11 protein-coding genes and 1 pseudogene are annotated in these 12038 nt (G+C 62.4%); 7 read left to right on the top strand and 5 right to left on the bottom strand.

Annotation, left to right across the window (positions count from 1 at the left end; genetic code table 11):
• Window positions 1-81: 81 nt before the first annotated feature.
• The 4 genes from NRG23_RS15305 (at window position 82) to NRG23_RS15320 (ending at window position 3927) form a co-directional block, all read left to right on the top strand.
• Window positions 82-771: an ABC transporter permease gene (locus NRG23_RS15305; RefSeq protein ID WP_009046888.1), complete on the top strand. Its 690-nt coding sequence runs from the start codon at window positions 82-84 to the stop codon at window positions 769-771.
• Window positions 768-1481 carry an ABC transporter permease gene (locus NRG23_RS15310; protein WP_009046887.1) on the top strand — a complete coding sequence of 238 codons (714 nt, stop codon included), beginning with the start codon at window positions 768-770 and terminating at the stop codon, window positions 1479-1481. Before NRG23_RS15305 ends, NRG23_RS15310 begins: the two co-directional genes overlap by 4 nt.
• A 20-nt stretch (window positions 1482-1501) precedes the next feature.
• Window positions 1502-2269: an ABC transporter ATP-binding protein gene (locus NRG23_RS15315; RefSeq protein ID WP_009046886.1), complete on the top strand. Its 768-nt coding sequence runs from the start codon at window positions 1502-1504 to the stop codon at window positions 2267-2269.
• Between the two features lie 203 nt (window positions 2270-2472).
• Window positions 2473-3927, top strand: coding sequence for a glycosyltransferase family 39 protein (locus NRG23_RS15320; RefSeq protein WP_257375018.1), 1455 nt, complete (start codon window positions 2473-2475; stop codon window positions 3925-3927).
• Between the two features lie 239 nt (window positions 3928-4166).
• On the opposite strand, the gene NRG23_RS15325 is transcribed toward NRG23_RS15320, so the two are convergent.
• The 3 genes from NRG23_RS15325 to NRG23_RS15335 form a co-directional block, all read right to left on the bottom strand.
• A complete protein-coding gene (locus tag NRG23_RS15325; protein ID WP_028681622.1) occupies window positions 4167-4502 on the bottom strand; it encodes a hypothetical protein in 336 nt (111 codons plus the stop codon).
• A 163-nt stretch (window positions 4503-4665) separates the two neighbouring features.
• Entirely contained in the window at window positions 4666-5523 is an 858-nt protein-coding gene (locus tag NRG23_RS15330; RefSeq protein ID WP_257375075.1) for a phosphatase PAP2 family protein, read from the bottom strand.
• A gap of 25 nt (window positions 5524-5548) precedes the next feature.
• On the bottom strand, window positions 5549-6259 hold the full coding sequence (locus NRG23_RS15335) for a histidine phosphatase family protein (protein ID WP_050899115.1): 711 nt from the start codon (window positions 6257-6259) through the stop codon (window positions 5549-5551).
• Between the two features lie 460 nt (window positions 6260-6719).
• Here NRG23_RS15335 and NRG23_RS32840 point away from each other — a divergent pair.
• Together NRG23_RS32840 and NRG23_RS32845 are read left to right on the top strand one after the other, a co-directional pair.
• Window positions 6720-7598 (top strand): annotated as a pseudogene (locus NRG23_RS32840) (methyl-accepting chemotaxis protein); the annotation flags it as partial.
• Between the two features lie 201 nt (window positions 7599-7799).
• Window positions 7800-8504 carry a methyl-accepting chemotaxis protein gene (locus NRG23_RS32845; protein ID WP_371920907.1) on the top strand — a complete coding sequence of 235 codons (705 nt, stop codon included), beginning with the start codon at window positions 7800-7802 and terminating at the stop codon, window positions 8502-8504.
• A 67-nt stretch (window positions 8505-8571) separates the two neighbouring features.
• Here the strand turns inward: NRG23_RS32845 and NRG23_RS15345 are convergent, their stop codons facing one another.
• Window positions 8572-8976, bottom strand: a complete 405-nt coding sequence (locus NRG23_RS15345) for a DUF3077 domain-containing protein (RefSeq protein WP_053268174.1) — start codon at window positions 8974-8976, stop codon at window positions 8572-8574.
• A gap of 874 nt (window positions 8977-9850) precedes the next feature.
• On the opposite strand from NRG23_RS15345, the gene NRG23_RS15350 reads away from it, so the two are divergent.
• A complete protein-coding gene (locus NRG23_RS15350; protein WP_080577987.1) occupies window positions 9851-11152 on the top strand; it encodes an IS4 family transposase in 1302 nt (433 codons plus the stop codon).
• 128 nt (window positions 11153-11280) lie between these two features.
• Here the strand turns inward: NRG23_RS15350 and NRG23_RS15355 are convergent, their stop codons facing one another.
• On the bottom strand, window positions 11281-11838 hold the full coding sequence (locus tag NRG23_RS15355) for a hypothetical protein (protein WP_028681619.1): 558 nt from the start codon (window positions 11836-11838) through the stop codon (window positions 11281-11283).
• Window positions 11839-12038: the final 200 nt, after the last annotated feature.

The raw sequence follows: 12038 nt of genomic DNA on the forward strand, positions 1-12038 counted from the left end.
AACCCCAGGCGCGACGCCCGCCGAGACCACGGCCGCGTCGCCGCTTTTTCAGCTCACTCTAATAACAACAAGGGGCGTGAAATGCTTCTGGAAGGTTTTGGCCCGCAGATTCTGCAGGGCACCCTGACCACCCTCAAACTGGCCCTGTCGTCACTGCTGCTGGCGGTGCTGCTGGGGCTGCTCGGCGCCAGCGCCAAGGCCTCCGGCAACCGTGCCTTGCAGGCGGTTGCCGGCGGCTATACCACGCTGATCCGCAGCATGCCGGACCTGGTGATCATGCTGCTGTTGTTCTTCAGCCTGCAGATGCTGCTCAACCAGCTCACCGACTGGCTGGAGATGGCGCAGATCGACATCGACCCGTTCCTGGCCGGGGTGCTGACCCTGGCCTTCATCTACGGCGCCTACTTCACCGAGACCTTTCGCGGCGCGTTCCAGGCGGTGCCCCGCGGCCAGCAGGAAGCGGCCAGGGCCTACGGCATGAGCCGCGCCCAGAGCTTTCGCAAAGTGCTGTTTCCACAGATGTTGCGCCATGCCCTGCCTGGCATCGGCAACAACTGGCTGGTGCTGATCAAGTCCACGGCGCTGGTGTCGATCATCGGCCTGAGCGATGTGGTCAAGGCCACCCAGGACGCCGGCAAAGGCTCGATGCAGTTCTTTTATTTCACCCTGGTCGGCGGCCTGATCTACCTGGCCATCACCAGCCTTTCCAACCTGGTGCTGATCTGGCTGAGCCAGCGTTACTCGGTGGGTGTGAAGAGGGCTTCGCTATGACCGGCATTCTCGAAGAATACTGGCAGGCCTACCTGTGGAGCGATGCCGCGCAGCTGTCCGGGCTGGCCATGACCCTGTGGCTGCTGGTGCTGTCGGTGCTGATCGGCTTCACCCTGGCTGTGCCCTTGTCCCTGGCGCGGGTCAGCCGCAACCCGCTGCTGCGCATTCCGGTGTGGCTTTACACCTACGTGTTTCGTGGCACGCCGTTGTATATCCAGTTGCTGTTCTTCTACGCCGGGGTCTACAGCCTGAGCGTGGTGCGCGCCCAGGACTTTCTCGACGCGTTCTTTCGCGACGGCTTCAACTGCACGGTGCTGGCGTTCGGGCTCAACACCTGCGCCTACATGACGGAGATTTTCGCCGGCTCGATCCGCTCCATCGCCCATGGCGAGGTGGAAGCGGCCAAGGCCTACGGCATGAGCCGATTCACCTTCTACCGGCGCATCCTCCTGCCGTCGGCGCTACGCCGGGCGCTGCCGTCCTTCAGCAATGAAGTGATCCTGATGCTGCACTCCACCTCGGTGGCCTTTACCGCCACGGTGCCGGACCTGCTGAAGGTCGCCCGCGACGTCAACTCGGCCACCTACGCTTCCTTCAGCGCCTTCGGCATTGCAGGCGTGCTCTACGCCTGCAGCGCCTTTGTCCTGATCTGGCTGTTCCGCCGCGCCGAACTGCGCTGGCTGGCCTACCTCAAGCCACAGACACATTGATCTCCAACGGAGAGGCTCGCATGTACCCATTGATCGTCGAAGACCTGCACAAGAACTACGGTAGCCACGAGGTGCTCAAGGGCGTATCGCTCAAGGCCAGGGCCGGCGATGTGATCAGCATCATCGGCTCCTCCGGCTCCGGCAAGAGCACCTTTCTGCGCTGCATCAACTACCTCGAACAACCGTCCGGCGGACGCATCCTGGTCAACGCCGAGGAGTTGCGCACCCGCAGGAACCGCCTGGGCGAGCTGTGCGCGGCCGACCCGAAACAACTACAGGCAATGCGCAGCAAACTGGCGATGGTGTTCCAGCACTTCAACCTGTGGAGCCACATGACGGTGCTGGAAAACATCATCGAATGCCCGATCAATGTGCTGGGCATCGCCCGGGACGAGGCCATCGAACGAGCCCGCAAGTACCTGGACAAGGTCGGCCTGCCAGCCAAGGTCGAGGCCCAGTACCCGTCCTACCTGTCCGGCGGCCAGCAACAGCGCGTGGCCATCGCTCGGGCGCTGGCCATGGAACCGCAGGTGATGCTGTTCGACGAGCCGACCTCGGCCCTCGACCCGGAGCTGGTATCGGAGGTGCTGCGGGTCATGCAGCAACTGGCCGAGGAAGGCCGGACCATGGTGGTGGTCACCCATGAAATGGCCTTCGCCCGCGAAGTCTCCAACCACGTCATGTTCCTGCATCAGGGCCGGGTGGAAGAGCAAGGCCCGCCCGCTCGGGTACTGGAAGCCCCCAGCAGCGAGCGCTTGAAGCAGTTCCTCTGCGGCAGTCTCAAATAGGGTCCTGAGGGCCGCGTTCGGGCGCCAGGACCAGAGATTGGCCTGGCGCCCGGGAGCGCGGTGCTTCGCCATCGCCCCGGATAAACCGACAGCCGCCAGCGCCATCACCCGATCCCTCGCTCGTTCACGATTTGTTAAGAATCGCCTCCGTATACTCGGAGCGCCTGATCCTCCCCCGGCGCAACCTCTTCGGCAGTTCCCCCATGTCGCGACCCGCACCGCTGTTGCTTCTGCTTGCCGCCCTGCTGTTCTTCTTCGCCCTGGGCAACCACCAGTTGCAAGGCTCCACCGAAGCCCGGGTGGCCGGGATCGCCATGCAGATGCACCTGGACGATGACTGGGTGACGCCCCGCCTGTTCGGCCAGCCCTTCCTGGAAAAACCGCCGCTGAGCCTGTGGCTCGACGCCAGCGCCATCCGCGTGTTCGGTGGCACGCCGTGGGCGGTGCGCCTGGCGTCGGCCTTCGCCGGGCTGTTCAGCGTCATGCTGCTGTACGCCATGCTGCGCCGCTTCGGCCGCCCGACAGCGGTGGCCTGGGTGGCCGGCGCCATGCTGGCGACCATGGCCAGTTACTGGGGCAATGTGCGCGGGGTCGGTGAAGACGCCCTGCTCAGCCTCGGCGTGACCCTGGCGCTGCTGGCGTTTTTCCAGACACAACGGCGCCAGGCCGAAGGCCAGCCGGCCACCCTGGGCTGGCTGCTGTTCGCCCTCGGCATCGCCATCGCCACCCTGAGCAAGGGCGTGCTGGGCCTGGCGATGCCGGGCGTGGTGATCTTCGCCTACCTGCTGGCCGACAGCCTGATCAAAAAGCGCTTCGCCCTCGGCCACTGGCTCAAGCCCGCCTTGCTCACCGTCCTCGGCCTGGTCCCCCTGCTGATCTGGCTCTACCTGCTGTACCAGCGCGGTGGCCTGCAGGCCCTGGGCGAAGTGCTGTGGACCAACAGCGTCGGGCGCTTCGATGGCTCCTTTGTCGAGGCCGGGCATTACGAACCCTTCTATTACTACCTGGCCAAGCTGCCGCAAGCCTTCCTGCCGTGGAACATCCTGGTCTACCTGGGCCTGTGGCACTTTCGCAAAAGCCTGGTGAAAAACCGCTACCTGCTGTTTTTCAGCCTGTGGCTGCTGGCCCAGTTCACCCTGCTGTGCCTGGCGTCGAGCAAGCGCACCGTGTACCTGATGTCGCTGACCCCGGCCGCGGCGGTGCTGGCCGCCGAATACGCGACAGTGCTGTACGAACGCCTGCGCCAGCGCGCCGCCGGTGAGGGTTTCTGGAGTGCCGTGGGGCGCCAGCGGCGGGGCCTGGCCATTGGCGTGCTGACGCTGGTGGTGTGCAGTTACCTGGTGGCCGCGCAATGGGCCGCACCACGCGCCGATCGCCAGCTGTCCTTCGTGCCGCTGATCAGCCAGATCCAGACGCTGCAGGCCGCCGGGCAACAGGTGGCGTTGTATCAGGCCAACGAACGCGCGGCCGGCGCCAGCGTGTTTTACACCCGGAGCCTGCTCAAGGATGTGCAGACCGAAGCCCAGCTGAATGCGTTTCTCGGCACCTCGCCGAACAACGTGGCGGTCATGGCCCTGCAGGAAGACCGCAAGCCACCGCTCAAGGTACTGAAGAAGATCACGGTCAGTCGCCAGGCCTACTACTTTGTCAGCCACTGACCGGCACAGTGAGCGCCCATAAAAAAGGCACCCTCATGGGTGCCAGTCAGTCAAGAAAATTGTAGGAGCGAGGCTTGCCCGCGATGAACTTGAGAGCACCAGGTTTACCCAGTAAATACTCGGTATCGTTAACGACCATCGCGAGCAAGCTTCGCTCCTACAGTGGATCACCTTCGCTTAACTGATCGGCATTAACCCTCATTTTCGTCGCCAGGCTTGCGCGCCGGCGCCGGCATGGCTCACTGAACGGTTTTCAGCTTGACCACATCGCCGGAGACCTTGGTGGTGTAACCGCTCAGTACCCAGGCCCAGAACCAGTTTTCCTGGATCTGGGTGTTGATCATCGCGTCACCGCCCTTGGCCTGGATGGCGGCGGTCTGGGCGCGGACGAAGCGGTTGTTCTGCCGGATTGGAATGACCCCGAACAGCATGATGCCGGTAGCCGTTGCTTCGCTGTGACCGACCACGGTGTACTGGCTACTATCAAGTTGCTGAGTTTTCATCGCGGTGCCGGTGCAGCCAGCCAGGGCCAGGACAACCAGCGCAGAGGCGGCGATTTTGCTCAAGTGTTTCATGCATGACTCCATAAACCAGGAACCCGGGAACTCTTTTCTCCGGGGGCGCGCACCCTAACAGTTCTGGTCACCGAAAAAACATCGGCAAGCACCAAAAATTGCGTCGGGCCCCTCTCCCGCCAGGCGCCAGGCACCGACGATTGGGTCAGCTACTGCAGCACCGTTAGCGGTCCGCCGCTGCGATCAGCGCCGCGGACGGGTCGGGCCTCGGTTCGGTGTGCGCCAGCACCGGTTGTTCCAGACGGGCGCGGCCATAAAACAGCAGCGCCACCAGCAGGCAGGTCAGCCACACCACGATCCCCGCCCAGAAGGTGTGGGACATGTAGTGCCAGCCCTGCAGCACCCGAGTGGTGCCATAGACGAAGCCCAGCAGCAGCGAACCGTGCAGCAGCGCCTTGGAATGGCGCCAGCGATAACGCCGGGCCACGAAGTACAGCGCGAGCAGGGTGAAACCGCCCGAGGCATGGCCGCCCGGCCAGCAGCGGCCGTCACCCGCGGTCTTCAACAGCTCGAAGTTCTCATACCATTCCTTGTGCTCGATCTTGCCGGCGTACTGGGTGGTTTCCACCGGGCAGTACACGCTGGTGTGGCCCTTGAGGTAGTGAATCGCCCCGGTGCACAGGGCGAAGGCCACCACCACGAACAAAAAGTCCCGGCGATGGCGCGCGGTAAAGCGCAGCAGCGGCGCCACGCGGATCTTCTCCAGCAAAGCCTTGCCACGGCCGAACCTTGCGCCCTTGAACAGCGGCCAGACGAATGACAGCAGCAGCCCGATCAACGCCAGCTCGCCCGTCCAATTGGGGATGATCCGCGCCCACTTGTGGGTGATCTTCTCGAACAGGTGGGAGTGATCCAGCGGGAAGGTCTGGCTCACCGGATCGAAGAACAGGTCGCTGAAGGCGATGTCGATCCGGGTCATGTCGAACATCAGGAACACCAGCGCCGCGCACAGCAGCGGGAGGCCAAGGTTCCATCCATAAAAACGCCACGCATCAGCGCGGGAACGGGAAAGCGCCTGCATAGTCAGGGTCTCGGGCAAGGGACGGTCAGGGACGGTTGAAGGCAACGGAGCGCCAGTCGCTGGCTTCGATGAAGCCGAGCATCTGCGGACGCCCGCCTGGGGTATCGGTGGAGACGAACAACGAGGCGCCATAGCCCAGGGTCGAAGACGGCAGCTTCAGCTGCTTCTCCAGCGCGGCCATGCATTCGCTGTGGGTCACCAGCACCAGATTGCGCCCGGCCACCTTGTGCGCCAGGGCATCGCGCAACAGGCTGTGCTTGCAGTCGATCAGCCAGCCTTCGCCGCTGCCGGCCTGGTTGAACATGTAGCCCGAGGTCTGCACCGCGCGGGTCAGCGGGCTGTGGTAGATGTCGGCCTTGTCCAGCCCCAGGTGCTCGAACTGCGCGCCGACACCCACCGCCACCTCGCGGGCACGGTCGGTGATGCCATCGGGCAGGTTCAGGCAGGCGGCCCTGGAGTGGTCGCAACGCTCCACATGACGAATCAGCACAATCATCTGGCCCTTGGCCCAGCCGGCGCTCAGCGCCTTGGCTCCGGCCAGGTTGCCGTGGGCCAGGTCCGGCACCGCCGCGGGCTTGAGCAGAAAGAACACCAGCGGCAGCACCAGCAAGGCCACCAGGCCTATCACCAGGGCATTGCGATAACGGGCAAAACGGCTCGCGACAAGCGCGGGTTTTGCCACCGGAAGACTGAGTCCTGACGTCACGTTCGAGCCGCCCCTATGACCACCAGACATAAAATCGAGCAGCGCCGCCCACGCTAACCGCTGCCCATGACAATCGAGCGCGAGGCACCCGATCGATGGGCGGACTCTAGGGAGCCTGACGTGGACCAGGGGTGAAACGGATGTGAAAAAAAGCTCAATCGGCCAGGCGGTTTCCATCGTGAAATCAGGCCCTTGCAAAGCCCCAAAATGGTGCACAAAACTAATCCGACGAAATCGTTTCAGCTATTGCCCTTGCCGCCGATACACACCTGCGAACAAATCCTTGCTGGCCACCAATAACAACAATCTTCCAGCGATACACGATCAAGCAGCACAACGTTCCTGGAGGAATTGCATGAATAGCTGGTTCGGCAACATCAGCGTCAATCTCAAGTTAGGCCTGGGCTTCGGCCTGGTCCTGGCCCTGACTACCATCCTCGCCATCACGGGCTGGACCAGCCTGGGCGGTCTGATCGACCGCAGCAACTGGATGAGCGACATCACCCAATTGAACGCCGGGCTGACCAAGCTGCGCGTGACCCGCCTGCAATACATGCTGACCAACGGCGACGAAACCGCCGCGCAGAATGTGCAGGCCACCCTGGACGACTTCTCGGCCCAGCAGCAGAAGCTGCAGAACAGTTTCAAGAACCCGGCCAACGTCAAGCTGCTCAAGGAACAGGGCGCCACCATCAGCGCCTACCAGGCGTCCCTGAACAAGATGCGCAACGCCTACCGCAACGCCAATGCCGCCCGCGTGGTGATGAATGGCAATTCGGAAACGGCGCGCAACCTGATCGCGGCCATCACCACACGCGTTGAGCAAATGCCCCTGAGCGACCAGCGCTTCGAACAGTTCCAGGCCATCACCAAGGCCAATGACGAATTCCAGCTCGCGCGCTTCGCCGTCCGTGAATACATCTACAACAGCACCGCGGACGCCGAGCGCGACGCCGCCGCCCAGATGAACGCGGCGATTGCCGCACTGGGCCCTCTGGACAGCCATTTCAGCAGCACCCAGGGCGATGCCCTGCGCCAGCTCAACGCCGCGCTGGGCGACTATCGCAACTCCCTGCTGGCCTTCAAGGCCGCCGTCGGCGAAGCCGGCCAGGCGCGCAAGGAAATGACCGAACAAGGCGCGCTGATCGTCAGCCAGAGCGAAGAGCTGTACCAGTTCCAGCTCGATCGCCGCGACGAAGAAAGCGTCCAGGCCCGCAGCCTGCAAATGATCAGCACCCTGCTGGCGCTGCTGGTGGGCATCCTGGCCGCGGTGATCATCACCCGCCAGATCACCCGTCCGCTGCGTGAAACCATGACCGTGGTCGAGCGCATCGCGTCCGGCGACCTGACCCAGGACGTGCGCGTTACCCGCCGCGACGAACTCGGCGTGCTGCAACAAGGCATCGGCCGCATGGGCGTGACCCTGCGCGAACTGATCGGCGGCATCCGCGACGGCGTGACCCAGATCGCCAGCGCCGCCGAAGAACTGTCGGCCGTCACCGAAGAAACCAGCGCCGGGGTCAACAGCCAGAAGGTCGAGACCGACCAGGTGGCCACCGCCATGCACGAGATGACCGCCACCGTGCAGGAAGTCGCGCGCAACGCCGAAGAAGCCTCACAAGCCGCAGCCGCCGCCGACGGCGAAGCCCGCGAAGGCGACAAAGTGGTGGCCGAAGCCATCGCCCAGATTGAGCGCCTGGCCAGCGAAGTGGTGCGCTCCACCGACGCCATGAGCGTGCTGCAACAGGAAAGCCAGAAGATCGGCAGCGTCATGGACGTGATCAAGGCCGTGGCCGAACAGACCAACCTGCTGGCCCTGAACGCCGCCATCGAAGCCGCCCGCGCCGGTGAAGCCGGTCGTGGTTTCGCCGTGGTCGCCGACGAAGTCCGCGCCCTGGCGCAACGCACGCAGAAATCCACCGAGGAAATCGAAGGCCTGGTGGCCGGCCTGCAGAACGGCACCCAGCAAGTGGCCAACGTGATGAACAACAGCCGCAGCCTGACCGACAGCAGCGTCGACCTGACCCGCAAGGCCGGTGCCTCCCTGGAGAACATCACCCGCACGGTGTCGAACATCCAGTCGATGAACCAGCAGATCGCCGCCGCTGCCGAACAGCAGAGCGCCGTGGCCGAGGAAATCAGCCGCAGCATCATCAACGTGCGCGACGTCTCGGAACAGACCGCCGCCGCCAGCGATGAAACCGCCGCCTCCAGCGTCGAACTGGCCCGCCTGGGCAACCAGCTGCAAATGATGGTCAGCCACTTCCGCGTCTGACCCTCGCCTTCGCCCCGGGAACAACGAGGCGCCCACAAGGAAGTGGGCCCCCATCGCCACCTCGCAATCACCCCTCCCGCAACACCCCCTGCCGGCCCGCGCCATCCAGCAACGCATCCACCACCGCCCGCGCCATCTCCACCGAATGAATCATCGACCAGATCAAGCCACGCTCGATGCCGCTGGCACTGGTGATCTCATCCGCCGTCTCCTCGGCACACTTGAGCAACAACGACACATGCAACAACGCCTCCTCGGCACTGACCCCGGCACGCACCGCAAACAACGGCCGACCGTTACCGTCGCGACAACCGAAAGAAACACTGCCGGTTTCCTGCAAAGCACAATGCAAAGGCTCCCCCTCGACGCGACTGTCCAGCGCCTGACGAAGGGTTTGATTGGGGACTTCCAACTGAACGATCCGTTCGCGACTGGGCGAAAGCATGGGCGGATCGGGGACGAGCTTTTTCATGGTGGATCCTCTTGGAATGGAGCCACCACCTACCGCTGCTAAACGAATGAGGGTGGCAGCTGTACGCGGGTTAGCAGACCGGTCCAAGAATCCGGCGCACCCGAAGGCGCCCCACGCACAGCCGCCATGACAGCAACCGAAAAAAGCTGGTTGAGCTGACAGCGATACCTGCGTGACTTGGAAGCGAGCTGCTAAACCCGATCACCGAAAAACCGGTGACAAACCCGAGGCTAGACAGCGCCCTTCCCAGACGCAAGCGCCCCGGAGTTTCTCGGAAAAGCCTTACAAAATAAAGCGAAGAGCCTCACTTTCAGACAGCGTCCTACACGACAAAACCTGTCATCCGCAGGACCTGATACACACGGTCCCTGTAGCCGCTGCCGAGCCTGCGAGGCTGCGATAGGACCGAAGGTCCTCCAGCGGTTTCAAGATCCTGCGCCCCCTTCGGGGTCGATCGCAGCCTCGCGGGCTCGGCAGCGGCTACAGGGTTCAGCGCCGACCGGTAGGTCGCGCCCGGCTTTTGCTTTTGATCCACCCGCCCCATCGGGAGGCTGAGCGGAGGTGTTCATCAGGGGGATGGCGCGCAGCGCCCCTCGACGCAGTCGAGGACATCGTATGGAGGTCGAAGCGAAGCCGACCGGAGTCGATGCCCCCTGATGGACACCGGAGCGAGGGAACCTGAGCGCAGCGAAGGCCGTACGCAGGGGCAAGCGTTTTTTGGTTACTTTTTTTGGCGTTTGAAAAAAAGTGACTCGCCGTAAGGGCCATCCCTTTCAAGGTCTTGGGTAAAATCCGCTGAAATTCAGTCAGGAAGACCCGAACGATGTGGGCCGATGTACTAGCGCGATTCGAGAAAAAAGCACCTGCCAGCGTGATGGCCAAACTTGCCTTGGAGCAAGCCATTGCGCCGGAGTGGGTCGATCAGGTTTTCGAAGAACACCGGCAACGGCAGTACTCCCGCGAATTGCTGTTCTCAACCATCGTTAAGCTCATGTCCCTTGTTTCATTGGGCTTGAAGCCGTCATTACATGCCGCGGCCAAGCAGCTGGAGGATCTTCCGGTTAGCCTGGCGGCCCTTTACGACAAGGTCAGCCGTACCGAACCGGCTCTGTTGCGCGCCTTGGTCACAGGTTGCGCGCAGCGCCTGACTCCGACGATCAAGGAGTTGGGGGGCTCAGCCATGCTGCCCGATTGGCAGGTTCGGGTGGTAGACGGCAGCCACCTGGCGTCCACCGAAAAGCGCCTTGGAGCACTACGGCACGAGCGCGGAGCGGCTCGTCCCGGATTCTCGGTCGTGGTCTACGATCCCGACCTGGATCAGGTCATTGACCTGCAACCCTGCGAAGACGCCTACGCAAGCGAGCGAGTCTGCGTGTTGCCGCTACTGGCCGATGCCAAGACGAACCAGGTTTGGATCGCTGATCGGCTCTACTGCACGCTTCCTGTAATGGAGGCCTGTGAACAAGTGAAAACGTCATTTGTCATTCGCCAGCAGGCCAAGCACCCGCGCCTGATTCAAGAGGGCGAGTGGCAAGCATCTTTGCCTGTTGCAACAGGTACGGTGCGTGAACAAAGCATTGAGGTAAGAGGGGGGCATCAGTGGCGACGCATCGAGTTGACGCTCCATTCACCAAACGACTCAGGTGACCGCAGTTTGATGTTCTGGAGCAACCTGCCCGAGAGCATCAGCGCACCGCAGATCGCGGACTTCTATCGCCGTCGTTGGAGTATTGAAGGGATGTTCCAGCGACTGGAAGCCATTCTGGAAAGTGAAATTGAATCTCTCGGCAGTCCACGAGCTGCCTTGCTTGGATTCACCACTGCCGTGCTGGCGTACAACGTACTGGCCTTGCTCAAGCGCAGCGTCGAACACGCTCATCGAGAGACTCAGCCTGAGGGCTGGGAGGCTTCGATCTATCACTTGGCGATCCAGGTCAGAGCTGGATATGAGGGCATGCAGATCGCTCTGCCCGTCGAATATCTACCGATCGTCTCAATGGAAAAACTGGCCCAGCGCTTGTTGGAATTAGCCAAGAACATTCAACCCAAGCAAGTCGCCAAAAGCCAACGAGGCCCCAAGGTACCCAAGCCCAGGACATGGGTTCAAGGGACGGCGGTACATGCCCACGTTTCAACAGACAGGGTCATCAAGGCTGCCAAAACGAAAAGACCTTGAAAGGGATGGCCGTAAGGGCGAAACCGCCAGCCGCCGTTACCGCAGGAATGGATATGTACACCGTCCAAAAAATGCAGCGCCAGCACAGACGCTATCGCGGGCAAGCCTCGCTCCTACAGACGCCTGCGCTACTCGATCCGCCAGATCCGCACCGTGGCGCTCTTCAACTCCAAGGACCACTCCTCTTCCGACAAACGAAGCCGCCGCAGCACCTCCCCCATCTCCGTCTCAGCCACGTAGTCCTTGGCAATCACCAAAACAAGAAACTTGTTCCGAACCCCCACCATCCGTTGCAAACGGCGCAGATCCGCAAACACCGACCAGACCACAGACTCACCCGAATCAACCTGCGGAAACCAGAGTCGCCCATCCCCATCCTCTCGAAGAACGGATCGGGTCTCGCCCATCCCCTTGCCCATCAGGCACTTGGCAAAAGACACATCCCCCAGGCATTTCACCTCGGCCGCCATGTCGAGATCTTCCGTGTACAAGTCGACTTTCGTGCGTCCACCGGCCTTACCGCTGGTCCAGATATCCGGATAACCATGCTGCCAGGCATACAGGCTGAGCTCCGCCTGAATCCAGTGCTCCCGGCAATCGCTCAACTCCAGTACCTGCGCCATGCGCTCGCTGATCGCATCAAAAGCCCCGAGAAAAACCTCCGGCCATACAGGTGTCGTATTCATCTTTGGATTCCGTTCCTGGGGTTGTTGGGGAGCACTTTTCAGGCCCCCCGTAAATTTTCCTACCTCTCGCAGATCGGCCGGCACCCCACAGTCTTGAGTTACCGTGTACACCGCCCAACATTCCCTGCGAGGCTACCACCGTCATCGCGGGCAAGCCTCGCTCCTACAAGACCAGCGTTGCACCCGGGATCACAGGCATT

Origin of the sequence: Pseudomonas sp. T8, from assembly GCF_024610635.1 — a bacterium.
Lineage (GTDB): Bacteria > Pseudomonadota > Gammaproteobacteria > Pseudomonadales > Pseudomonadaceae > Aquipseudomonas > Aquipseudomonas chlororaphis_I.

Excerpts from the sequence above, each read along its gene's own strand:
- NRG23_RS15305 (WP_009046888.1), top strand. The coding sequence starts at position 82 with ATGCTTCTGGAAGGTTTTGGCCCGCAGATTCTGCAGGGCACCCTGACC.
- NRG23_RS15310 (WP_009046887.1), top strand. The coding sequence starts at position 768 with ATGACCGGCATTCTCGAAGAATACTGGCAGGCCTACCTGTGGAGCGAT.
- NRG23_RS15315 (WP_009046886.1), top strand. The coding sequence starts at position 1,502 with ATGTACCCATTGATCGTCGAAGACCTGCACAAGAACTACGGTAGCCAC.
- NRG23_RS15320 (WP_257375018.1), top strand. The coding sequence starts at position 2,473 with ATGTCGCGACCCGCACCGCTGTTGCTTCTGCTTGCCGCCCTGCTGTTC.
- NRG23_RS15325 (WP_028681622.1), bottom strand. The coding sequence starts at position 4,502 with ATGAAACACTTGAGCAAAATCGCCGCCTCTGCGCTGGTTGTCCTGGCC.
- NRG23_RS15330 (WP_257375075.1), bottom strand. The coding sequence starts at position 5,523 with ATGCAGGCGCTTTCCCGTTCCCGCGCTGATGCGTGGCGTTTTTATGGA.
- NRG23_RS15335 (WP_050899115.1), bottom strand. The coding sequence starts at position 6,259 with ATGTCTGGTGGTCATAGGGGCGGCTCGAACGTGACGTCAGGACTCAGT.
- NRG23_RS32845 (WP_371920907.1), top strand. The coding sequence starts at position 7,800 with ATGACCGCCACCGTGCAGGAAGTCGCGCGCAACGCCGAAGAAGCCTCA.
- NRG23_RS15345 (WP_053268174.1), bottom strand. The coding sequence starts at position 8,976 with ATGAAAAAGCTCGTCCCCGATCCGCCCATGCTTTCGCCCAGTCGCGAA.
- NRG23_RS15350 (WP_080577987.1), top strand. The coding sequence starts at position 9,851 with ATGGCCAAACTTGCCTTGGAGCAAGCCATTGCGCCGGAGTGGGTCGAT.
- NRG23_RS15355 (WP_028681619.1), bottom strand. The coding sequence starts at position 11,838 with ATGAATACGACACCTGTATGGCCGGAGGTTTTTCTCGGGGCTTTTGAT.